This is a genomic window from Bradyrhizobium sp. CCBAU 51753 (assembly GCF_015291565.1).
Classification (GTDB): Bacteria; Pseudomonadota; Alphaproteobacteria; order Rhizobiales; family Xanthobacteraceae; genus Bradyrhizobium; species Bradyrhizobium ivorense.
The window spans coordinates 6,275,651-6,299,432 of the sequence record NZ_CP030037.1; the positions used below are offsets into that span (position 1 = coordinate 6,275,651).

Below are 23,782 nucleotides of genomic sequence, written 5' to 3' on the forward strand. Positions count from 1 at the left end.
CGCGGCTAACCCGTAGCCCGGATGAAGCGAAGCGAAATCCGGGGAGGCTTCACCGTGGCTGTCCCGGATTGCGCTACGCTGCATCCGGGCTACGCATCTGGTTCGAACAACGGCCCCGGACATCGCGTCCGGGGCCCTTTGCTGTGATCAGTGGGCCGTGCCGGGCAGGCAGGGCGGCGCCGCATACGGCGCTGTGGCGTAGGCGCCGACATTCGGCGCGCGCACGCAGTCGCCGGCGAAGCTGCCGGCCGTTGGCTGCGCGTGGGCTTGGCGCGATGCGGCGGCGTTGCGGGTGGCGGCAGAGGCATCGGTCGCGAATGCGGCTGCTGCGATCAGCGCGGCCGCGATGAAGATCGATTTGGTCATGGTTTTCTCCCGACGATGAGAGAGCCGAGCAAACCCGGCTCCTATGACGAGATACGACCTGCGCGCCGGTTTATTTCATCACGCGCGATCACCGGCGCGCGACCGCCTCATCGCGGCAACGCCCTCAGCCCTTCGCCCGCCGGTACGGCGCGTAGCGCGGCGTCCACATCTTGGCGCGGATGCGCGCTTCGATCTGGTCGAGCGGGATATCCTTGACCTGCCCTTCCTTGTGCGCCTGCAGCGCCACGGCAAGCGCGACCGTCAGCGCGACGTCGCGCAGCGCGCTGACCGGTGGCAGCAGATTGTGCTTCGGATTGTTGCGCGCCGGCGAGGAGCTCGCCAGCGCCTTGGCCGCGGCCATGAACATCCCGTCGGTGACGCGGCCCGCGCCGACCGCGAGCGCGCCGAGGCCGACGCCCGGGAAAATGTAGGAGTTGTTGGTCTGGTCGACCTTGAAGCGGGCGCCGTCACGGGTGATCGGCGGGAACGGGCTGCCGACGCCGATCAGCGCCCGCCCCTCGGTCCAGGCCTCGACGTCGACCGGCGTCGCCTCGGCGCGCGAGGTCGGATTCGACAGCGGGAAGATCACCGGCCGCTGGTTGGCTTCGGCCATCGCGCGCACCACCGGCTCGGAGAACGCGCCGGCCTGACCGGAGACCCCGATCAGCACGGTGGGCTTTGCGTTGCGCACCACGTCGAGCAGCGCAACGCGGTCGGGATGGTCGAGCTTCCAGTTCGCGATCGCCGCCTTGTTCTGCAGGAACGGCATTTGGAACGGCGCGAGCCCGCTCATGCCTTCGACCAAAAGCCCGTCACGGTCGACCATGAAGAAGCGGGTCGCCGCCTCGCTCTCCGACAGGCCGGCATCGCGCATCGCGGCGCGGATCAGGCCGGCGATGCCGCAGCCGGCCGAGCCCGCGCCGAGCACGGCGACGCGCTGCTCGGTCAGCGGCACCCCGGTGACGTTGATGGCGGACAGCAAGGTGCCGGTCGCCACCGCCGCGGTGCCCTGGACGTCGTCGTTGAAGGTGCAGAGCCGGTCGCGATAGCGATCCAGCATGCGCGTCGCGTTGTTCTTGGCAAAATCCTCCCACTGCAGCAGCACGCGCGGCCAGCGCTTCACCACCGCGGAGACGAACGCCTCGATGAAGTCGTCATACTCCTGGCCGCGGACGCGCTCGTTGCGCCAGCCGATATAGAGCGGATCGGCCAGGCAGTCCGGATTGTCGGTGCCGACGTCGAGCAGGATCGGCAGCGTGGTCGCCGGATGCAGCCCGCCGCAGCCGGTATAGAGCGAGAGTTTTCCGATCGGGATGCCCATGCCGCCGGCGCCCTGGTCGCCGAGGCCGAGGATGCGCTCGCCGTCTGTGACGACGATCGCCTCGACCGCATCGAAGCGCGGATGGGCGAGGATGCGATCGATCCGCGCCTTGTGCGGGATGCTCAGGAACAGGCCGCGCGGCTTGCGGAACAGGCGGCTGAAATGCTGGCAGCCGGCACCGACCGTCGGCGTGTAGACGATCGGCAGCAGCTCCTCCAGATTGCCGACCAGCAGCGCATAGAACAGCGTCTCGTTGGTGTCCTGCAACTCGCGCAGGAAGGCGTAGCGCTCGAGATCGGTCTCATAGCCGCGCAGCGCCTGCAGGCGGCGCGACACCTGCTCGTCCAAGGTCAGCACGCTGGGCGGCAGCAGGCCGTGCAGGTCGAACGCATCGCGCTCGGCCTCCGAGAACGCCGTGCCCTTGTTGAGCTGCGGATCCGCGAGCAACTCATAAGCGCTCAGCGCGGTGGTGATGGAAGCTCCAGACGTCTCGGACATGACAAGGTCCCCTCAATGCAGAATGCCGGACCGGAACTGTAGCACCTCGGTGCGACGGATCGGAGCGCGAAGGCACGCGGTCGGTAAAATTGAAGTCGATTGACAAGGCGAAAGCCTCGGACAATGCGTCCGGGGCTTGCGCGCTGAAAACGCTACACCCTCGGACAGAGATCACCATACCTTGGTATGATCTCCCCGATCCCTTTTCATGCCCTCACGCTTACGCTCGTATAATTGAGCCATTGAGCGCGATTCCTATACTCGCGGAGTGAATCGTAAGACGAGACCGAAGTGGTTGCTGTATGCGGGTTCTTCGAGGAACGCTCACATGATCGTCACCATTCAGAAGCTCAATGGCCTTTGGCACCTCATCGTCGGATCGTGCCAGATCCGAACGCCGTTCCTGGAGACTCAGGACCGCGAATGGGTTGTCGCCTACGCAAGGCGAGTCTACCCGGGCGCCAAGGTCTTCGAACGCGACTGACTTTCAGCGGTTACGCCTCGCAGCCCGCAAATTCGACCGCAGCAATCCCGCATTTGCGGGACCGGCAATATCACCTGATCGCCGACATCACGATGAGCCCGAGGATCAGCGCGGTCGCCGAATATTTCAGCGTGTAGTAGACGTTGCGGTTCCACTCCTTCACCTTGCGGCTGGCGAGGTGGACCTCGTAGAGCTTGCCGAACACCTTGTTGAGCGCGCCGACATGCTCGCCGTCGACGTTCTGGGTCGCCGACGCCTTGACGATGTTGTGGCTGACCCAGCGGTTCATCCGGGTCATGCAGCCGTATTTCATCGGCCGCTCGACGTCGCAGAACAGGATGATGCGGTTGACGTCGGTCTTGTTCTCGGCGCTGTGGATGAAGGTCTCGTCGAACATGAAGGCCTCGCCGTCGCGCCAGACGCACTCGACGCCGTCGACGAGAATCCGGCACTGGTTCGAGTTCGGCGTCACCAGGCCGAGATGGTAGCGCAGCGAGCCGGCAAAGGGATCGCGATGCGCCCCTAACTTGCCGCCGGGCGGCAGCATCGCGAACATCGCGCCATGCACGTTCGGGATCGAGTTCAAGAGCTCGACCGTCTTCGGACACAGCGTGCGCGCCGACGGCAGGAAGTCGTCGTACCATTTCAGATAGAACCGCTTCCAGCCGCTCTTGAAGAAGGAATAGAAGCCCCAGTCGTTGTTCTTGGCGGCGGCGCGGATGAAGCCTTCGTCGAACAGCCGCGTGGCCTCGTCGCGGATCGTCTCCCAATTGTCCGAGAGCTTCTTCAGCTCGGGAAACTGCTCGACCGGGATCACCGGCGTATTGGGCACCGCGGATCCCGCATACATCAGCACGTTGTAGGGTGCGAGGTAGGTCGAGTGGTCGCCGAGCTGGCGCGCGAAGCGCAGCCGCTGCTTGCCGCGGAAGTGAACGTAAAGCGTGGAAGCCACCAGCACGTAGAGAATGACGAGCTGCGGCGCGAAGAGCTGTCTCAACATGATCGATCTATGATCGCGGCCCCTCGACGCCCGCCACACACCGCCTAGCGCAAGCACAGATCCCTCGACGGGTGGCTCGGCATCGGCAGAGGCGGCGCCGTCCGCGAAAATTCCCCTTGTTTCGTCGCTGCTTGGCTCCGCCGTCAGAGATTCCGGCACTGAGGCCGGAAGCCCTGCCGAGGACCATCGCGAATGGCTTTGTAAGCATTCGCTCACTGAAAGTGAAGGGTTGCGCCATTCGAGCTTCGGCCTTGTGACCTCCGCGCATCATTCGCCATTGACAAATCGATTAGATAATTACTAATCAGGGTGACCCGCCCGAGAACGCGGACACCAAGAGGAGGAACGATGAGACAGGTTTTGGCGGCAGCCATGATTGCGGCGATGACGACGGCCGCCCACGCCCAGGTATCCGATGACGTCGTGCGCATCGGCGTGCTGACCGACCTGTCGAGCTGGGGCCGCGACAATTCCGGGCCGGGATCGGTCGAGGCCGCCAAGATGGCGGTCGAGGAGTTCGGCGCGACCGTGCTCGGCAAGCCGATCGAGATCATCTCGGCCGACCACCAGATGAAGACCGATGTCGGCGTGCAGATCGTGCGCGGCTGGTTCGACAACGGCAAGGTCGATGCGGTCGTCGACATCCCGAACTCCGGCATCGCGATCGCCGTGCACAACATGGTGCGCGAGCGCAACAAGATCGCGCTGCTGTCCGGCCCCGGCGCGAGCTCGCTGACCGATGAATTGTGCAGCCCCAACACGGTGCATTTCGCCTACGACACCTACGCGCTGTCCAAGGTGACGGCCTCGGCCGTGATCAACGAGGGCGGCAAATCCTGGTTCTTCGTCACCGCGGACTACGCCTTCGGCCAGCAGCTCGAGAAGGACGCCACGCGCTTCATCAACGAGATGGGCGGCAAGGTGCTCGGCAATGTCCGCCATCCGACCAACACCGCCGACTTCTCCTCCTTTGCGCTGCAGGCGCAGAGCTCGAAGGCAGACGTGGTGGCGTTCGCCAATGCCGGCCAGGACACCGACAATGCGATCAAGCAGTCCGGCGAGTTCGGCCTCGTGCAGGGCGGCCAGAAGCTGGTCGGCCTCCTGATGTTCGATACCGACGTGCATGCGATCGGGCTCAACGCGGCGCAAGGCACCTACATGACGACCGCGTCCTACTGGAACATGGACGACAAGACGCGGGCGTGGTCGAAGAAATTCCTCGCCCGCGCCAATGTGATGCCGACCATGATCCATTCCGGCGTCTACGGCTCGGTGCTGCATTATCTCAAGGCAATCAAGGCCGCCGGCACCGACGATCCGAAAGCCGTGATGGCCAAGATGCGCGAGCTGCCGATCGAGGACACTTTTGTGCACGGCGGCAAATTGCGCGAGGATGGCCGCGTCATCCGCGACATGTATCTTGCGAAGGTGAAGAAGCCGTCGGAATCCAAGGAGCCGTGGGACTATCTCGACATCGTCAAGACCGTGAAGGGCGAGGACGCCTATCGTCCGGTCTCCGAGTCGAAATGCCCGCTCCTGAAACATTAGGATCGATCACGTGGCCAACGAAGAGACCTATGAATGCGATGCGCTCGTCGTCGGCTCCGGCTGTGCCGGGCTGTCGGCGGCGGTCACCGCCGGCCATCACGGCCTGAAGGTTCTGGTGGTCGAGAAGGAGCCGAAGTTCGGCGGCACCACCGCCCGCTCCGGCGGCTGGCTGTGGATTCCCGGCACCTCGCTGGCGAAGGCCTGGGGCATTCAGGAGAGCCCCGATCAGGCCAAGACCTATCTGCGCCACGAGGCCGGCAACAGTTTTGATGCTGCCCGCGTCGATGCGTTCCTGACCGAGGGCCCGAAGGCGGTCGACTTCTTCACCACCAAGACCGCGGTGCGCTTCGACATGCCGCTGACCTTCCCCGACTATCACGCCGAGGCGCCCGGCGGCGCGCAGGGCGGCCGCTCGATGGTGACGCGCCCCTTCGACGGCCACGAGCTCGGCGATGCCATCAACGACCTCGGCAGCCCGCTGCCCGAGCTCACCGTGTTCGGCATGATGCTCGGCTCCGGCAAGGAGATCATCCACTTCATGCGCGCGACGAAGTCGCTGCCCTCGGCGCTCTACGTCGCCAAGCGGCTGTCGCGGCACGCCATGGACGTGGCGCGCAACGGCCGCGGCATGACGCTGACCAACGGCAATGCGCTCGCCGGCCGGCTGGCGAAATCCGCCTTCGATCTCAAGATCCCGCTCTGGCTGTCCTCACCGGTGCGCGAGTTGATCGTCGACAACGGCATCGTGCGCGGCGCGGTGGTCATGCGCGAGGGCCGCACCATTCGCGTCAACGCCAGGCGCGGCGTCGTGCTGGCCTGCGGCGGCTTCCCGCATGACGTCGCACGACGGCAGAAGATGTTTCCACACGCGCCGACCGGCAAGGAGCATTACTCGCCGGGTCCTGTCGGCAACACCGGCGACGGCTTGCGTCTGGCGGAATCCGCCGGCGGGCGGGTCGAGGACGCGCTGCCGAACGCGGCGGCCTGGGTGCCGGTCTCCGTCACCACGCGCAAGGACGGCACCAAGGGCGTGATGCCGCATTTCATCGATCGCGCCAAGCCCGGCGTGATCGCGGTGATGGCTGACGGCAAGCGCTTTGCCAATGAAGGCAACTCCTACCACGATTTCGTGCAGGAGATGATGAAGGCCGCAAAGCCCGGCGAGGAGATCGCGGCCTACCTCATCTGCGATCACCAGACCCTGCGCAATTATGGTCTCGGCTGCGTGCCGCCGCGGCCGATGCCGCTCGGCCATCATTTGAAGACCGGCTATCTCAAGCGCGGCGCGACGCTCGCCGAGCTCGCCGCGCAGACCGGCATCGACGCCAAGGCGCTCGCGGCCACCGTCGCCGAATTCAACTTAACCGCGGCAGAGGGCCGCGATCCCGCCTTCGGCAAGGGCTCGCGCGCCTACAACCGCTACCAGGGCGACGCGCTGCACGGGCCCAACCCGTGCGTCGCGCCGATCCAGCATGGACCGTTCTACGCCATCAAGATGGTGATCGGCGACCTCGGCACCTATGCCGGCATCCGGACCGACGCCAATGCCCGCGCGCTCGACGCCGACGGCCACCCGATCCAGGGCCTCTATGCCGCCGGCAACGACATGGCGAGCATCATGGGCGGCAACTACCCCGGCGCCGGCATCACGCTCGGGCCGGCGCTGACCTTCGGCTATATCGCGGGCAAGCACCTCGCCGGCGCAACGCAAGAAAGAAGCGCGGAATGAGCACGATGGCCACCCTGCTCGCCGGCAAGCGGGCGCTGGTGACCGGCGGCGCGCACGGCAATGGCCGCGCCATCGCGATTGGACTTGCCGCGCATGGCGCCGACGTCGTGGTGACCGACATCGACCTTCCCGGAGCCGAGCGAACCGCGGGCGATATCCGCGCGCGCGGCCGCGCCGCCTGGCCGTTCGCGCTCGACGTCAGCGATGCCGAAGCGTGTCACGCCCTGGCGCAACGAACGGCTCGCGAGATCGGGCCGATCGCGATCCTGGTCAACAATGCCGGCATCATCATCCGTGAAGGCATCGACTCGCCGCGCGCGCAAGACAACTGGCGGCGGGTGCTCGACGTCAACCTGACCGGAACGTTCAACGTCACCCACGCCTATTTGCCGGCGCTGCGCGAGACGCGCGGCAGCATCATCAATCTCGGCTCGGTCGCCTCCTTTGTCGGCGTCGCCGATACGCTCGGCTATGCGCCGTCCAAGGGCGGCGTGAAGCTGTTGACCCAGGCGCTCGCCCGCGAGCTTGCCGCCGACGGCATTCGCGTCAATGCGATTGCCCCGGGCGTGATCGCAACCGCGATGACCGAAGCGACCCGCAACGACCCTGCCCGGCTTGCCGGCTTCATCGGACGCACCCCGCTCGGCCGGGTCAGGCAGCCGGAGGAGCTGGTCGGGCCGGTGGTGTTCCTGGCGTCCGAGCTTGCATCCTATGTGAACGGCGTGACCATGCCGGTCGACGGAGGGTTTCTCGCCGTATAAGGACGTTATCGGAGAGCTGGCAAGATTCCATGACGACCACATGACCAGAGAAAGCCGCGGCATACAGTCGATCGAGGTCGGCGGCGAATTGCTCCGCGCGCTCGCCCGCAGCGGCGAACCGATGATGCTGCGCGACCTCGCGCGCGAGGCGGGCATGCCGCCGGCCAAGGCGCATCCCTACCTGGTGAGCTTTTCCCGCATCGGCCTGATCGAACAGGACGAGACCACCGGCCGTTACGAGATCGGCGCGCTGGCGCTCGAACTCGGCCTGATCAGCCTGCGCCGGCTCTCCGCGGTGCGGATCGCGACGCCGCGGATCGCCAGCCTCGCCGACGGCATCAATCACGCGGTGTCGCTGTCGGTCTGGGGCACCCACGGGCCGACCGTGGTGCGGCTCGAGGAGCCGAGCCACCCCGTGCACATCGCGATGCGCGTCGGATCGGTGGTGGCGCTGCTGGAGACCGCAACCGGCCGCGCCTTCGCCGCCTTCATGCCGCCGAACGCGGTCAAGACCGCGCTCGACAGCGGCCTCGATCGGCTCGGCGTCGGCTACAACCCGAAGCGCGCGCCTGCCAGCGCGAAGACCACGGAGATGCTTGCCGAGGTCCGCATCCGGGGCCTCGCACGCGCCATCGGCGATCCGCTGCCGGGCGTCAACGCATTCGCAGCGCCGGTGTTCGATCACGCCGGCCACGTCGCGCTGGTCATCACCGCGATGGGCCCCGAGGGCACCTTCGACGTCGGCTGGGACAGCGCGATCGCGGCCGCGCTGCGAGGTTGCGCGAGCGAGATCTCGCGGCAGCTCGGGTACGGCACGGTGCGCGCGTCGGAGTGACGCGGCCGGAAGGCTAACGGCCACGGGCTGCGCAGAACGGCGCCCGAATGGCCCCACGGATCGATCCTGCGAGGATCTCGTCGCGCCCGAACCGCGGCCGCACGCGCGCGGCGTGCTCAACTTGCGGCGGCGAACACGCTGGCCGTGTCGAAATACTCGTAGAATTCGACCGCCTTGCCGTCCTTGAAACGCCAGAAATCGATCTTCGGCGTCTCGGCGATCCGACCGGTCTTCTTGTTGGTCCAGGCCGTCGAGCCGCGCGCGACCACCGCATCGCCCTGTGCAACAAATTCGGTGATGGTGTAGTGCTGCATGCTCCATTCGGACCGCAGACCGTCGAAATAGGCACGCAGCTTGGCGCGATCTTCGTACTGGGTCGCGAACTCCATCGGGGCGGCGCCGCGCGGAATCGACCCGAAGCTGATCCGGTCGCCGAACACGCTGTCGAACCAGTGGTCGACGCTGCCGCCGCGGCTCTCGTGCCACCGGCGATAGGCCTCCTTCAAAACGGCAACATTGGCAGCGGCATCCGACATGGTCGTCCTCCACAAATGGCTCGATGCTTGAAAATAAATACTGGCCCCAACCCGAAAAAGTCGTGGCTGCACAGCGTCGCTACTATAGATGGCGGAAGGTCACGGGCGCAATCAAAAAGCCCCGGGAGTTAACCCGGGGCTTTGGTATCCTCGTGCCGGATCAGTTCCGTAGCCCGGATGCTGCGAAGCGAAATCCGGGGCCGCTCTCACCTGTTGCGGCGCCGGTCCCGGATTGCGCTGCGCTTCATCCGGGCTACGCACCTGCTGGAGACCATAGCTCCGCGAATGCGGAACGATGGATTGCTTCGTCGCTTCGCTCCTCGCAATGACGGCGTCGGTGCTGGCCAGATCGCGCAACACACTCCATGTCGTCCCGGCGAAGGCCGGGACGACAGCAGTGGACATGGCGACGTTACACAATCCATCGCACGGGCGTGCGCCCACACCTCCACAGCAAAAAGGCCCCGGACGATGCCGGGGCCTTCGCGTGATCGCGTGCGAGTGCGGGATCAGTAGCGGTAGTGATCGCTCTTGTAGGGGCCTTCCTGCTTGACGCCGATGTAGTCGGCCTGGTCCTTGCGCAGTTCCGTCAGCTTGACGCCGATCTTGGCGAGGTGCAGGCGGGCGACCTTCTCGTCCAGCGTCTTCGGCAGCACGTAGACCTTCTTCTCGTACTTGCCGCCCTTGTTGTTGGCGAACAGCTCGATCTGCGCCAGCGTCTGGTTGGTGAACGAGGCCGACATCACGAAGGACGGATGGCCCATCGCATTGCCGAGGTTCACCAGGCGCCCCTCCGACAGCAGGATGATGCGGTGCTTGTCGGGGAATTCGATCTCGTCGACCTGCGGCTTGATGTTGGTCCACTTCAGATTGCGCAGATGCGCGATCTGGATCTCGTTGTCGAAGTGGCCGATGTTGCAAACGATGGCGCGATCCTTCATCGCGCGCATGTGCTCGATGGTGATGATGTCCTTGTTGCCGGTGGCGGTGACGAAGATGTCGGCGCGCGGCGCGGCGTCTTCCATGGTCACGACCTCATAGCCCTCCATCGCCGCCTGCAGCGCGCAGATCGGATCGACCTCGGAGACCATGACGCGGCAACCGGCCTGGCGCAGCGAGGCGGCCGAGCCCTTGCCGACGTCGCCGAAGCCCGCGACCATCGCGACCTTGCCCGACAGCATCACATCGGTGCCGCGGCGGATGCCGTCGACCAGCGACTCGCGGCAGCCATAGAGGTTGTCGAACTTCGACTTGGTGACGCTGTCGTTGACGTTGATCGCCGGGAACAACAGCGTGCCCTTGTTGGCCATCTCGTAGAGCCGATGCACGCCGGTGGTGGTCTCTTCCGAGACGCCCTTGATGTTCTTGGCGATCTCGGCGAACCAGCCCTTCGGCTTCTCCTTCAAGAGGCGCTTGATCAGCGCGTAGAAGATTTCCTCTTCCTCCGAGGTCGGCTTGTCGAGGAAGGCGACATCGCCCTGCTCGGCGCGGTAGCCGGCATGCACCAGCATGGTGGCGTCGCCGCCGTCATCGAGGATCATGTTCGGCGTGCCGCCGCCGTGCCAGTCGAACAGTTTTGCGGTGTAGTCCCAGTACTCGGTCAGCGTCTCGCCCTTGACGGCGAACACCGGGATGCCGGCGGCGGCGATCGCGGCCGCGGCGTGGTCCTGGGTCGAGTAGATGTTGCAGGAGACCCAGCGGATGTCGGCGCCGAGCGCGGCCAGCGTCTCGATCAGCACCGCGGTCTGGATTGTCATGTGCAGCGAACCGGCGATGCGCGCGCCCTTCAGCGGCTGCTTCGGGCCGTATTCCTCGCGGGTCGCGATCAGGCCGGGCATCTCGGTCTCGGCCAGCGAGATTTCCTTGCGGCCGAAATCGGCAAGCGAAATGTCCTTGACGATGTAGTCGGTGAAGACGGGCTTGGTGGGGGCGTTCATGTCTGTTTCCTAATCGGTCAATCAGCGTGTCAGTAACGAAGCAGGCCGAACGCCTGCGGCGCGGCCCTCTCCCTCGCCCCGCCTGCCGCGGGGAGAGGGTTGGGGTGAGAGGCTCTATCCGCGCAACGAACTCGCGGAGAGTCCCCCTCACCCGCCGCTTCGCGGCGACCTCTCCCCGCAAGCGGGGCGAGGTAAGTGGATCAGAGCGCGCGCTTCAGGGGCTCGACGAGATCGGTCTTCTCCCAGGAGAAGCCGCCCTCATTGTCCGGCGTGCGGCCGAAATGGCCGTAGGCCGAGGTGCGGGCGTAGATCGGGCGGTTGAGGTCGAGATGGGTGCGGATGCCGCGCGGCGTCAGGTCCATCGCCTTGGCCGCCGCCTGCTCGAGCTGATCCTCCGGCACTTTGCCGGTGCCGTGGGTGTCGATGTAGATCGAGAGCGGACGCGCCACGCCGATCGCATAGGCGAGTTGCAGCGTGCAGCGGTCGGCGAGACCGGCGGCGACGATGTTCTTGGCGACATAGCGCGCGGCATAGGCCGCGGAGCGGTCGACCTTGGTCGGGTCCTTGCCGGAGAACGCGCCGCCGCCATGCGGCGCCGCGCCGCCATAGGTGTCGACGATGATCTTGCGCCCGGTCAGGCCGGAGTCGCCGTCGGGACCGCCGATGAAGAACTTGCCGGTCGGGTTGATGTGCCAGATCGTCTTGCCGTTGATCCACTCCTTCGGCAGCGCCTCGCGCACATAGGGCTCGACGATGTCGCGGATCTGGTTCGACGAGAGATCCTCGACCAGATGCTGGTGCGAGACCACGATCTCGCGGACGCCGACCGGCTTGCCGTTCTCGTACTGCACGGTGACCTGGCTCTTGGAGTCCGGACCCAGCACCTTCTCGCGGCCGGAATGGCGCGCCTCGGAGATCAGGCGCAGGATCTTGTGGGCGTAGAAGATCGGCGCCGGCATCAGGTCCGGCGTCTCGTTGGTGGCGTAGCCGAACATGATGCCCTGGTCGCCGGCACCCTCTTCCTTGACTTCGCCGGGCTGCAGCGCATCGACGCCCTGCGCGATGTCGGCCGACTGCGGATGCAGCAGGATCTCGATGTCGCAGGTCTTCCAGTGGAAGCCGTCCTGCTCGTAGCCGATGTCCTTGATCGCGCCGCGCACGACGTTCTCGATCTGCTCGTTGGTGACCGAAGCGGGCCCGCGGGTCTCGCCGGCGATCACCACCTTGTTGGTGGTCGCAAGCGTCTCGCAGGCGGCGCGGATGGCCCACGGATCGATGCCGGCTTTCGGCCCTTCCCGGTAGAACAGGTCAACGATCTCGTCGGAGATACGGTCGCAGACCTTGTCGGGATGTCCTTCGGAGACCGACTCGCTGGTGAACAGATATGACGCGCGCATCAAGCAAACCCCTTGTTTCGTCGTACTTTGACGTTTCGTTGGTGAATGTGTCCCTGGAATGTCACTCGCGTCGCCGCGAAATGACGTAGGATTCGTCGTAGAACCAAAGCCCGTTGTGTTTGCGGAGAACGTCGCGCGTGGCCTCGAGTGTCCGCGCGCTTTCGGCCATATCGGTCAACCGGTCATCCTCGATCTGGGCGACATACACCGCCGCGTTCCACGCTGCAAAGGCGGTCGACGTCCCGATCGTGCCCGTCACCTCATTGGGCAGTGCTTCCATATCATAACGGAAGATCGAACGATTGTCGGCGTAGGCGTTGAAGTTGAGATCGCGCCCGGCCGCGCCCAGCTCGTATTTCACGGCGCGCAGTATCTCATGACGGCTGACGGCGAAAGGATTTTCTCCGGGCCACACCGACTGGATGATTTCCAATCCCGGATCGTGCCCGTAGGAGTGAATGCCGATCAGGCGGCCGCCGGCGCGCAGGGCGCGCGCGAGCGGGGCGATGATGCGCTTGGCACGGAAATTCACCGAGGATTTCGCCCGGTAGGGCTGCGAGGCGATCACAAGATCGAAATTGGCCTCGGTGCGGCCGGCCCGCGGGATGATGGAATCGAGCAGGAACCGGTGGTCGTCCCGGTACAGCACCAGGGCAACCGGCCGCTCGTAGATGGGCATGGCGGTTCGTGGGCTGACATTGGCGCGCCAGTTCTGCTCGAGAAACGGGGCAAGTTCGGCGATCTGGGTCTCGAATTCGCCCGAGGCGGTCCCGCGCAGCGGCACCTCATGCCAGATCATGCTGGCGGCGGCCGCGTTTGCCCGCGGCGTCAGCCAGGGCGCCTCGGCGTAATACATGTTGGTGAACACGAACACCGTCGCCGGATGCTCGACCAGGCGGTCCGGCACCTTGTCAAGCGTCAGGCGGATGTCCTCGACACTCAGTTCCTTGCCGGCGACATAGAACGGCATATGCGGGAAGCGGCCATGCATGGCGCGCAGCACGCGCGCCAGCACGGTTCCATCGCCCATGCCGGCGTCGAACACCCGGAGCGCCGGCGGCCGCGGCTGGATTGCCGACAATTCCAGCGCGACCCGATCGGCGACCACCCGCTTCTCGCTGCAGGTATGGACGAACAGCAGATAGCGCTGGCGGTTCTCGAAGAAGCGGAAATTGCCCCTGGGGTCGCGCTTCTCCGGCGGCACCACGAGGCCGCGCGGCGGCGGCACCCCGCCCGGCGTCGACGCCGCGATGAAGGCGTTGATGCGATCGAGGGTGTCGATGGTGATTCGCTTGCCCTCGCGCAGCCGGTGCACCAGCTTGCCGTCGTTGACCGCACGGCGGCCGAACGTCGTCTCCGCCATGTCGGAGTCCCGGCAGAAGTCCGAGATTTGACTGAGGATTTCGTCGTTCTTCATCAGGACGGTGGGCAGGCGCCGGCGTTGGGACGGGAGTGGGCAGAACCAGATCGGACCAAATCAGTATCACCAATTGCCCAACATGGAAACCCCGCTGCGCCGCAGGATCGCCTGACATTTTCGTGGGCAACCGGGTCCCGCAGCACGGCCGGTCGCCGGCCATGAACGCCAAAGGCCGGCCCGGAGGTCCGGGCCGGCCTTTGCGAGACTGATCCGCGATGCCCTGCACTGCAGGACATCGCGGGATCGGGTTGTGCCTTACACGATCAGGAAGTCGTGCGCGGTCAGGGTTGCCGGATGCGTCGTGGTGCCCAGCGTTGCGAACTGGACCGCGGCGCCGGCGCCGCTGCCGTCGGCGTCGTAGAACACGGCGCCGGTGCTGGTATTGTAGACGAACCGCGTCGATGCGGTCTCCGCTGCCAGCGACGAGGCGAATGCCGTATCCGCCAGCGGGCCGGTCCCGATCGCCGAGAAGATCGCGTGATCGAGCACCAACCTGTCGGTGCCGGACGTGAAGTCGGTGATCGTGTCGACATTGTTGGCACCGAGCGCCGTGTTGAACACGAACAGGTCGGCACCGGCACCACCGGTCAGCGTGTCGTTGCCCGCCAGGCCGTTGATCAAGTCGTTGCCGGCGTTGCCGACAATGACGTTGGCCAGTTCGTTGCCGACACCGGTGTGGCCATTCGAACCGATGAAGGTGAGGTTCTCGACATTGGCCTGCAGCGCGTAGACCGACAGGAATGTCTGCACCTGATCGGTGCCTTCATTGGCGAACTCGACCACCGAGTCGAGGTTGGATTGAACGGCGTAGATGTCGTCGCCGGTTCCGCCCTGCAAGGTGTTGGCACCGCTACCGTCGATCAGCGTGTCGTTGCCGTCGCCACCGATCAGGTAGTCGTTGCCTAGACCGCCGATCATCACGTTGTTGAGCGCGTTGCCGATACCGGCAAAGGCATTGCTTCCACCATGGATCAGGTTCTCGACGTTCGCCGACAGCGCGTAGGAGGCCAGCGACCCGACTGCCACCGTGTCGTTGCCTTCGTTGGCGTTCTCGGTCACGACGTCGCCGGCGTTGTCGACGATGTAGCTGTCGTCGCCGGCGCCGCCGACCAGCGTGTCGGCGCCGAGACCGCCGTCCAGCGTGTCATTGCCGGCGTTGCCGGTGATGACGTTGGCCAGTTCGTTGCCGATGCCGATGTGCGCAGTGCCCCCGATGAAGGTGAGGTTTTCGACGTTCGCCGACAAATGATAGGACGCCAGGAACGTCTGCACCTGGTCGGTGCCTTCATTGGCGAACTCGAACACGGTGTCGAGGTTGGATTGAACGGCGTAGATATCGTCGCCGGCTCCGCCCTGCAGCGTGTTGAGGCCGTTGCCGTCGATCAGCGTATCGTTGCCGCCGTAACCGACCAGGTAGTCGTTGCCGAGACCGCCGATGATGACGTTGTTGTCATCGGTGCCGAGGCCGGTGAAGTCGGCGCTTCCGGTGTGGGTCAGGTTCTCGACGTTGGCGCCGAGATGATAGGCACTGAGCGCGGTGGTGACCGTGTCGATGCCTGCGTTGGCCTGTTCCAGCACCACGTCGCCGACGTTGTTGACGGTGTAGGTGTCGTTGCCGGCACCGCCGTCGAACCGGTCGGCTCCCGCCGTTCCGGTAAAGGTGCCGTCAACGGCGGCTGCGACGTTGACGATAACCTGCATGTTGCCGGTGTTGACCCCGTCGGTGTAGCTGAAGTTCAGCGTCACCGTCTCAGTCGATGCATCGCCGGTGACCGGAGCGAGATAGGTCAGGTTCTGCATGTCGGCCGGTGACAGATCCTGCGAGCCCAGAACGACCGCCACGCCATTGAGCATCACCGTTCCGGCCTGATGGCCGGCCGTCGGCTGCACGGTGTCGAGATGGAACGCGAGGGTATCGCCTTCCGGATCGACCGGCAGTGTCAGATTCAACGGCGCGTCGTTGGGATCGGACAGCTTGGCCTCCGTCACGCCGGACTCCACGTTCACGTTCGACAGCGCAGGAGAGACAGGCGGCAGGTTGGCGTCGATGATGCTGACCGCCGTCGCCTGCGTCACCGAATGCCCGGCGCTGTCGGTGATCTTCACATTGAAGCCGTACGACGAGTGCAGGTCGAAGTTGAGGGCTCCGGCCACCGCGATCGTTGCCGAGACGCCGTCCGCATTCTTGGTGATCGAGAACGGGCCGCTGAAGGCATTGCCCGAACCGTCCACCAGGGTGAACGTCAGCACGTCGCCGGCGGCGATGTTGTGATCTGTGGCCGAAACGGTGGCGATCGCAGTGCCGCTGATCGCCGCTTCGCTCACAGCCACCGTGCCGGCGTTGTGATCCTCATCGGTTCCGGTCTCGGCGACGCCCGTGATGGTCGGGGCGAGCGAGACGATGGTGTCGGGATCCGAGGTCACGCTCACCACATTGCCGTTGAAGCTGAACTTCTCGACATTGGTGACCGTATCGGTCTCGCCGCCCTTGACGATGGTGTAGGTGCCGCCCGAACGCGTGATGGCGTAATCGGCCCATGCCCCGCTCAGCACGTAGGTGTCACCCGTGCCGGCGCCGCCGTCGATGGTGTCGTTACCGGCACCGCCGTCGATGGTGTCGTCACCGGCGCTGCCGATCACCTTGTCGTTGCCGCCGCCCGCGTTGATGGTCAGCGGTCCGCTGACATACTCGCCGTGGATGGTCTCGGCGACATCGCTGCCGGTGATGGTCTGCCCGGCCGGACCGTTGGCATAGATCGTGATCGGACGAGCCTGGTCCTCGAAGGTGTTGTCGTGGACGAAGCTGCCGATATCCGCCGACACGAACGGCAGCGGTGCGATGTGGGCACCCGGATCGACAGCCCCCGCGCTCGAGAACGTGTTGAACGCGATCTGGGTATCGATGGATTCGCTGACGACGCCGTTGCCGTTGTCGGTGAAGACGTTGTGGTCGATCGAGCCCGTGGTCCCGATCACGATGTAGGCACCTTCGGCCCAATCGTGGATCGCGTTGCCGGTCACCGAGAGCCCGGTGGTGCCTGCGACGGTGCCGAACGGACGGGTGTCGGAAGCAAACGTCGCCGTGCCGTCGAAGGTCGAGTTCTTGATGGTGACGTTGTCGGCGCCGACCACGATGCCGTAGGCACGCTCGGTGCCGCCGGCCTGCACGGCGCCGGTGACTTCGATGCCGTCGATGACGACGCCGTCCGCGGTGATGTAGAGGCCGCCGTTGATGACGGATTCCGCCCCCGCGTGGTCCGCGCCCGCGACGCCATGCTGGGCGCCGACGATCGTGACCTGCTTGTTGACGGTGACATCGCCGGTCAGCGTAAGGCCGCCCGGCACATAGATGGTGTCACCGGCCTGGGCCGCGTTGATCGCGTCCTGCAGCGTGGCGAAGCCGCCGCTGCCGACCAGGAGGATGCGGCCCGCACCGCTGCTGACGACCTCGACGCCGACCAGGGTGTCGGTGCCTTCGGCGCCACCGGTGGTGACGGTCCAGCCGGACTGATTGCCCGCCGTCACCGGATCGAGGTCGGCAACTGCGGTCAGCTTGTCCAGCGTGATGTTGGTCGTAAACAGCGCGGTGTCGGTGCCGGCGCCGCCGACGATCAGGTCGGCTCCGCCGCCGCCCTTGAGCACGTCGTCGCCGCCATTGCCGAACAGATTGTCGGCGCCTGCCGAGCCGGTGATGTGATCGCCGACCGTGCTGCCGAGAACCTGAATGACGGTGCCGCCCAGCGCGACGTTGCCGCCCGAGGAGGTCTCGTTGGTCGCCGTCAGGTCGACGGTGACCGGCGTCGTCAGATTCTGGAAGTTGAAGTCGTCGTTGACCGACTGGAAGTCGTTGTCGTGGATTCCGGTGTAGTCGTTGGTAACGGGAATACCGACCGAGATGGCGGTGCCCGCCGAGACGAAGGTGTTGCCCGAGACGTCATGGGTCGCGTCGTTGTAGCCATCGAGGTTGATGGCGCTGCGAACGTTGGAGAACGAATTGCCGGTGATGTTGAGCTGGTGCTCGGCACCGTCCGACCAGATGCCGCGTTGCCAGTTGGCGCCGCCGAACAGGTTGGTGTTGGCGGCAGGCCCCGTGAACAGGTTCGAGTCGATGTTGATGGTGCCGGTCGCCGTGGTGTCGAGCTGGATCGCGGTTGCCTCGACATTGCCGCCGACGAAGTTGCTGTAGAACACCGAGTTGTGCACCGTGTAGGTGCCCGACCCGTGCAGCTGCAGCGCGGCGTTGCCGTGTCCGGTGGTGCCGGTGGTCGCATCAGCGAGGAATTCAAGACCGTTGAATTCCACCGCCTTGCCGCCGGTGACCGAGATGTGGCCCTTGATGATGGATTCGGCGCCGCGCGCATCAGCACCCGCGGTATCGAAATTGGCGCCGGCGAAGGTCAGCTGCTTGTCGCTGACCGTGACGTTCTCGGCATAGGTGCCCGCCGCGAGCAGAATGGTGTCGCCATCGGCCGCCGCATTGACCGCGTCCTGGATGGTGGCAAAGCCGCCGCTGCCGACCAGCAGGATGTGGCCCGTGCCGCTGCTGACGATCTCGACGCCAGTGAGCGTGTCGGTGCCCTCTGCCCCGCCGGTGGTGACGGTCCAGCCCGACTGGTTACCCACCGTAACCGGATCGATATCGAGTACCGCGGACAGCTTGTCGAGCGTGATGTTGGCCGAGTAGACCGCCGTGTCGGTGCCGGCACCGCCGACGATCAGGTCGGCGCCGCCGCCACCCTTGAGGACGTCGTTGCCGTTGTTGCCGAAGATGTTGTCGGCGCCTGCCGAACCGGTGATGTGGTCGTCGACCTTGCCGCCGAGGATTTGCAGCACGCCGCCGCCCGCCAGCGGATCACCACCCGAGGAGGTCTCGGGGTTCGCGGTGAGGTCGAGGGTCACCGGCGTGGTCACGTTCTGGAAGTTGAAGTCGTCGCCGACCGCCTGGAAGTCGTTGTCGTGGATGCCGGTGAAGGTCGTTCCGGTCGGAGCGCCGACCGAGATGCCGCTGCCTGCCGAGACAAACGTGTTGTCCGTCACGCTGTGGGTCGCATCGTTGTAGCCATCGAGATTGATGCCGCTACGAACGTTCGAGAACGTGTTGTGGTTGATATCGAGATCGGAGCTGGTGCCGTCGGACCAGATGCCGCGTCCCCACGACGCCGTGCCGAAATTGCCGACCGACGCGCCGGTGAACGCGTTGTGGTCGATCGTCACCGCGCCCGACACGGACGTGTCGAGGCTGATCGCGCGCGCATCGACGCCGTTCGCGCCGCCCGCGGCCGGATTGTAGAACACCGAGTTCTGGACGTGATAATTGCCGGAACCGTGGAAGCCGAGCGCCGGATTGGACGCACCGGTGACGCTGGCGTCGGCCTTGAACTCGAGGCCGTCGAACGTGACGTTCTTGCTGCCGCTGACCTGCACCTGGCCCACGATGATCGATTCAGCGCCACGCGCGCCGCTCGCACCGTCGAGGCCATGGTTGGCGCCGACGAAGGTCAGCTGCTTGTCGGTGACCGTAACGCCAGCCCAGGTTCCTGCCGCGATCAGGATGGTGTCGCCGTCGTGGGCCGCGTCGACCGCAGCCTGGATGCTGGCGAAGCCGTCGCCGCCGACCAGCAGGATGCGTGCGCCGCCCTGCCCGCTGCCGTCGACTTCCTCGATGTTGGCGAGGGTCTCGACGCCTTCCGAACCGGCATGCACTGTCCAGTGGCCGGACGCGAAGGAGAGATCATTGACCGTCAGCGCCGCGGCATAGACCGCGGTGTCGATACCGGTGCCACCGTCGAGGAGATCAGTGCCGTCGCCGCCGATCAGGATGTCGTCTCCGGCGCCGCCCTCGAGCTTGTCATTGCCACCCGCACCGATCAGCGTGTCGTTCGGATTCGAGTTTGCGACAAAGGAGTAGGTCGCGGTGATGTAGTCGTCCTGGTCGGTACCGGTGACGGTCTGCCCGTCGCCGTCGTTAAGGCCGTCGCCGTACAGATAGATTCCGACCTTGCGCCCGCTGCTGTCGTACTCGTTGGTGCCGAAGTAATTCTGAACGTTTTCGACGTTGTCGAACACGCCGTATCCGACCGCCGAAGAGGTCGACGCGCCGAAATGGTTGCCGTCGATGAAGGTGCCCGGCGCCCAATCGTCACCGACGAAGCCGTTGAAGTTGCCGCTGGCATTCGTGAAGGTGTTGTTGGTCATGTGGAATTGGGTCGACGGATTGAAGTAGCCGCCTGAATCCCAGCCGTTCACCAGATTGTGGTCGATGTTGAGGTTGGAGACGTTGCCGCCGTACGGCGTCAGGAAGCCGTAGTCCGCGGGGCTGTTGCCGGCATCGATGATGGTGTGAGAGATCGTGACGTTGTTGTGGTCGACATAGATCGCCGAGGAATTGCCGGCGTTGATCGCACCGCCGACGACCTTCATGCCGTCGATGGTCACCTTGTCGGCGGAGATGTACAGCCCGCCGTTCAGGACGGATTCGTGGCCTGCATCGCGCGTACCGTCGGCGCCGTCGACACCGTGGTAGACGCCGAGAATGGTGAGCTCCTTGTTGACGTTGACGCTGCCGGTATCGGCCAGCGTTTCGCCGGCGACCAGAATGGTGGCGCCGGCGCTGGCGGCGTTGATCGCGGCCTGCAGCGTGCCGTAGCCATTGCCGGCCAGGTAGAAGGTCTGGCCGTTGGCATCGACGATCTTCTCGACGCCGCTGAGACGGTCGATGCCGTCGGTGCCGGCGTCGACCACCCACTGATGGTTGACGGAGTCGTAGGTGATGTTGGCGGCGGTCAGCGCCACGTCATAGGTCGCGGTATCGAGCTCGTTATGGCCGGTGAAGGTGTCGCCGCTGGCGCCGCCGTGGAACACGATCGCGCCGGTCGAGCTGGTGCTGGACGCGACGACGTCGGCGTCCGCGGTGCCGTTGAACGTCATCACCGACTGCGTCACGTTGGCGATGTCGCCATGGGTTGCGTTATGCTGCGCACCGTCGATCGTCACATTGGTGACGGTGACGATCGGGCCAGTGTTGCTCTTCGTCGGTTCGCCGGCCTGAATCCCCGTCGACGTATGACCATCGATCGTGCCGTCATGAATGTCGACCGCACCGTTGAAGATGGCAGGAGCTGCGCCATAGGTGCTTCCGTCGTTACGAGCTTCAACGACGATTGCGCCACCATTCGGGTGTCCGCCGGCGACCACGCCGTCCGACGCGCCAACATTGTGCAGCGTGAAATTGTCGATCTCGACGTTGGAATATGTGCCGTTCTTGAGGTTCAGATCGATACCGTTGCCGGCAACACCATTCGCGCCGAAAGCCGGTCCGCCGCCGTACTGACCGACGTTGTCCATCGTGATGTTGGTGAGGTGCGCGTTCGACAGGGTCTCGGCGTAGATGCCCTTCTGCGTGATATCCGTGAACGACGTTCCGTCGATGACAACGTGATCGGCATTGCCGACAGCCGATTGGCCGGCAGTCGTGTTCTTCTGGAAATAGACGCCGATGTAGCTGTCGGTAATCGAGCCGTCGTTGAGCGTCAGACCGCTCACACCGGCGGCCGATCCCTTCCAGTATCCGTTCACGGAATCGCTGATCGCGACATCGGTGAAGGTGGCGCCCGAGACGTTCATGTTGTCGGCGAATTGGACGCCGTTCAGGAAGCCGTCGATGTGCAGGCCCTGAATGGTGACGTTGTTGGCCGAAATCGTCAGGCCGCTGCCGGCCGCACCGCTATAGCTCGCCGCGGTCTGCAGGAAGGTCGCCACGCCGCCATCGGCAATGGTGTTGTCGCTCTTGAAGGTGCCGTGCAGCACGACATTGCCGACGGCCGCGATGGTCAGACCCTCGACGTCGACATTGACGTTCTCGGTGTAGGTGCCCTGCAGGACGACGATGGTGTCACCGGCATGCGACGCGTCGATCGCGGCCTGGATGGTCGAATATTGACCGCCGGAGCCGACCACCAGGACATTGTGGTCGTTGAACTGCATGGTTTCGACGCTGTCGAGCGTGATGGTTTCGCCCGCAAGGGTGACCGCGATCGAACCCGGGGTTGCTCCCGCCGCGAAGGTCGCGCTGCCGACATTGCCGTCGAAGATCGCCTTGTCGAGCCCGGCACCGCCGTGCACGACGTCGCCGGCGTGCAGATTGACGAAGGAGTCGGCGCCGCCGTTGCCCGTCAGCACATTGGCTCCGGTGCTGCCGGCGATGTAGTCGTCGCCGGAGCCGCCGATCGCGTTCTCGATCGAGGTGATGCTGGCATTGACCGCGCCGGCCACGAAGCCGCCGTCGAGATCGATGAAGACCGACGTCGAGGCGCTCGCGGCGTCGTAGGTGTCGCTGCCGCCGCGGCCGTCGATGGTGTCACCACCTGCCGTGGCAAAGAAGGTGTTGGCGTTGCCGTCGCCGATCAGATTGTCCCTCGCGGAGCTGCCAAGCACGTTCTCGATGTGGGCCAGCGTATCGATGCCGGTTTCGGCCGAGATCGCGAGGCCGGTCGTCAGATTGACGAACGCGCCGCTGGCCGCGCCGGACATGTCGATCGTATCGCTGCCGCCGAGACCGTCGATGTGATCGTTGCCCGCTCCGCCGTGAATGACGTCGTCGCCGGCGGTGCCGTTGTACGTGTTGCTGCCGGTGGTGACGGGGGTCGTGCCGAAATCCTCGATGCCTTCGCTGGCATTGTTGATGGTGTTGCCGGAGACGGTAACGCCGGTGGAATCCTGCAGATAGACGAAGAGGTCGTTGGTGTGGGTGCCGTCGTAGGTGTTGCCGGAGACATTGAGGCTGCCGTGGCTGTCGAACACCATCACGCCGACGACCTCATTGGTATCAGGCGTGAAGCCGATGCCGGAGATGTGGTTTCCGGTCACGCTGCCGGTCGAGCCGGACGACAGCTGAATGCCGTTCTGCGCAATGACGCCGTGCGGCCCGCTGCCGTCGATGTCGTTGTTGGTCACCGTCGCGATGGTGTTGCGGGCGATGATCGCGGTCTTCTGATAGTCCTCGACCGAGGAATTGCTGACGGTGAAGGCCTGCGGAGATCCGACGGTGTTGCTGATCACGATGGCGTTGCCGCGCTGAACGCCGCTGAGGTCGCCGCCGATCAGGGCGTCCCGGATGCCGCTGACGTCGACATGGTCGATCGTGCCGGTCGAGTTCGCGACCGCGATACCAACGAAATCGTTGCCGCCGGCGACGTCGTTGCCGCGACCGGCGCCGTCGACCGATAGGTCCTTGATGGTGACGTTGGAGGAATTCGATACCGCGATCAGCGCATCCTGCAGCCGGCCCGTGGTGGCGTCGGTGGCGTTCTGCTGAAGCAGCGAGACCGGCGCTGTGATGATTACCCCGCCTTCGCTCTCGCCCTGCAGGGTGATGCCGGTCTTGCCCGCGATGCTGAGCTGTTCGCTATAGGTGCCGTTCTCGATGAAGATCGTGTCGCCGCTGCTGGCACTGTTGATCGCCGCCTGGATCGAGCTGCCCGCATGAACGATAATCGTCGCCATCTGATTGTCTCCTCGATGTCACACAACCCGCATTGACGCGGGCAATAGGTTGCTGTTGCGGGAAAACGGCGCGAACAGCCGCTTCCTCCGCAGGGTTCAAAGATTTGTGGATGTCGGTGGGACCTGGGGGTCCGCCATCGTCAGATGGGCGGCACGCTTGCGGTATTCCAATTCACAGCATTCGCAATCATTCCACCCATCGTCGCCGTTCTTCCGGGACGCTTCCCGAAAGCCCGTCGGAGATGGTCTTAAATTCCTGACCGGCCTACTTGGCCGCCCCTCAAAAGACTCCTGTTGACGCAACTACCCTGTCTCGCCTGGTCCTCTACGGGACATCTGGCGATTTCAAAGAAACCTCGACGGAAAAGTTAACTCAAACTTAACGATGACTAGTAGGGGAAGTCCGTGCGGTCGGCAAGTTCGACCTTAGACGCTGCGCGGTCATGCGG

13 protein-coding genes are annotated in these 23,782 nt (G+C 65.0%); 5 read left to right on the forward strand and 8 right to left on the reverse strand.

Annotated features, from left to right (window positions below; translation table 11 throughout):
* Positions 1-147: 147 nt before the first annotated feature.
* Together XH93_RS28815 and XH93_RS28820 are read right to left on the reverse strand one after the other, a co-directional pair.
* Positions 148-366: a hypothetical protein gene (locus XH93_RS28815; protein ID WP_194470072.1), complete on the reverse strand. Its 219-nt coding sequence runs from the start codon at positions 364-366 to the stop codon at positions 148-150.
* Positions 367-490: 124 nt separating this feature from the next.
* Positions 491-2,185, reverse strand: a complete 1,695-nt coding sequence (locus XH93_RS28820; RefSeq protein WP_194470073.1) for an NAD-dependent malic enzyme — start codon at positions 2,183-2,185, stop codon at positions 491-493.
* Positions 2,186-2,513: 328 nt separating this feature from the next.
* Here XH93_RS28820 and XH93_RS28825 point away from each other — a divergent pair, with 328 nt between their 5' ends.
* Complete coding sequence (locus XH93_RS28825) at positions 2,514-2,669, forward strand: hypothetical protein (protein WP_194470074.1); 156 nt, start codon at positions 2,514-2,516, stop codon at positions 2,667-2,669.
* A gap of 70 nt (positions 2,670-2,739) precedes the next feature.
* Here XH93_RS28825 and XH93_RS28830 read toward each other — a convergent pair whose 3' ends face one another.
* A complete protein-coding gene (locus XH93_RS28830) occupies positions 2,740-3,669 on the reverse strand; it encodes an aspartyl/asparaginyl beta-hydroxylase domain-containing protein (protein WP_194470075.1) in 930 nt (309 codons plus the stop codon).
* 348 nt (positions 3,670-4,017) lie between these two features.
* Between XH93_RS28830 and XH93_RS28835 the strand changes: the two genes are divergently transcribed.
* The 4 genes from XH93_RS28835 to XH93_RS28850 are packed head-to-tail and all read left to right on the forward strand — an operon-like array spanning position 4,018 to position 8,542.
* Positions 4,018-5,217 (forward strand): ABC transporter substrate-binding protein, encoded by a 1,200-nt coding sequence (locus tag XH93_RS28835; protein ID WP_194470076.1) that lies wholly within the window; start codon positions 4,018-4,020, stop codon positions 5,215-5,217.
* 10 nt (positions 5,218-5,227) lie between these two features.
* On the forward strand, positions 5,228-6,946 hold the full coding sequence (locus XH93_RS28840; RefSeq protein WP_194470077.1) for an FAD-dependent oxidoreductase: 1,719 nt from the start codon (positions 5,228-5,230) through the stop codon (positions 6,944-6,946).
* Entirely contained in the window at positions 6,943-7,707 is a 765-nt protein-coding gene (locus tag XH93_RS28845) for an SDR family NAD(P)-dependent oxidoreductase (RefSeq protein WP_194470078.1), read from the forward strand. The genes XH93_RS28840 and XH93_RS28845 overlap by 4 nt, the downstream gene beginning before the upstream one ends.
* Before the next feature lie 40 nt (positions 7,708-7,747).
* Positions 7,748-8,542, forward strand: coding sequence for an IclR family transcriptional regulator (locus XH93_RS28850; protein WP_194470079.1), 795 nt, complete (start codon positions 7,748-7,750; stop codon positions 8,540-8,542).
* A gap of 116 nt (positions 8,543-8,658) precedes the next feature.
* On the opposite strand, the gene XH93_RS28855 is transcribed toward XH93_RS28850, so the two are convergent.
* The 5 genes from XH93_RS28855 to XH93_RS28875 form a co-directional block, all read right to left on the reverse strand.
* Positions 8,659-9,078 carry a nuclear transport factor 2 family protein gene (locus XH93_RS28855; protein ID WP_194470080.1) on the reverse strand — a complete coding sequence of 140 codons (420 nt, stop codon included), beginning with the start codon at positions 9,076-9,078 and terminating at the stop codon, positions 8,659-8,661.
* A gap of 509 nt (positions 9,079-9,587) precedes the next feature.
* Positions 9,588-11,015, reverse strand: a complete 1,428-nt coding sequence (gene ahcY, locus XH93_RS28860; RefSeq protein WP_194470081.1) for an adenosylhomocysteinase — start codon at positions 11,013-11,015, stop codon at positions 9,588-9,590.
* Positions 11,016-11,215: 200 nt separating this feature from the next.
* Positions 11,216-12,412, reverse strand: coding sequence for a methionine adenosyltransferase (gene metK, locus XH93_RS28865; RefSeq protein ID WP_139485141.1), 1,197 nt, complete (start codon positions 12,410-12,412; stop codon positions 11,216-11,218).
* Between the two features lie 61 nt (positions 12,413-12,473).
* A complete protein-coding gene (locus XH93_RS28870; protein ID WP_139485140.1) occupies positions 12,474-13,829 on the reverse strand; it encodes a hypothetical protein in 1,356 nt (451 codons plus the stop codon).
* A gap of 258 nt (positions 13,830-14,087) precedes the next feature.
* Positions 14,088-23,333, reverse strand: coding sequence for a hypothetical protein (locus tag XH93_RS28875; protein ID WP_194470082.1), 9,246 nt, complete (start codon positions 23,331-23,333; stop codon positions 14,088-14,090).
* Between the last annotated feature and the right edge of the window lie 449 nt (positions 23,334-23,782).

Bases quoted from the DNA above. Each gene is read 5' to 3' on its own strand.
- XH93_RS28835 (WP_194470076.1), top strand. From the start codon at position 4,018: ATGAGACAGGTTTTGGCGGCAGCCATGATTGCGGCGATGACGACGGCC.
- XH93_RS28815 (WP_194470072.1), bottom strand. From the start codon at position 366: ATGACCAAATCGATCTTCATCGCGGCCGCGCTGATCGCAGCAGCCGCA.
- XH93_RS28820 (WP_194470073.1), bottom strand. From the start codon at position 2,185: ATGTCCGAGACGTCTGGAGCTTCCATCACCACCGCGCTGAGCGCTTAT.
- ahcY (WP_194470081.1), bottom strand. From the start codon at position 11,015: ATGAACGCCCCCACCAAGCCCGTCTTCACCGACTACATCGTCAAGGAC.
- XH93_RS28870 (WP_139485140.1), bottom strand. From the start codon at position 13,829: ATGAAGAACGACGAAATCCTCAGTCAAATCTCGGACTTCTGCCGGGAC.
- metK (WP_139485141.1), bottom strand. From the start codon at position 12,412: ATGCGCGCGTCATATCTGTTCACCAGCGAGTCGGTCTCCGAAGGACAT.
- XH93_RS28825 (WP_194470074.1), top strand. From the start codon at position 2,514: ATGATCGTCACCATTCAGAAGCTCAATGGCCTTTGGCACCTCATCGTC.
- XH93_RS28850 (WP_194470079.1), top strand. From the start codon at position 7,748: ATGACCAGAGAAAGCCGCGGCATACAGTCGATCGAGGTCGGCGGCGAA.
- XH93_RS28845 (WP_194470078.1), top strand. From the start codon at position 6,943: ATGAGCACGATGGCCACCCTGCTCGCCGGCAAGCGGGCGCTGGTGACC.
- XH93_RS28855 (WP_194470080.1), bottom strand. From the start codon at position 9,078: ATGTCGGATGCCGCTGCCAATGTTGCCGTTTTGAAGGAGGCCTATCGC.
- XH93_RS28875 (WP_194470082.1), bottom strand. From the start codon at position 23,333: ATGGCGACGATTATCGTTCATGCGGGCAGCTCGATCCAGGCGGCGATC.
- XH93_RS28830 (WP_194470075.1), bottom strand. From the start codon at position 3,669: ATGTTGAGACAGCTCTTCGCGCCGCAGCTCGTCATTCTCTACGTGCTG.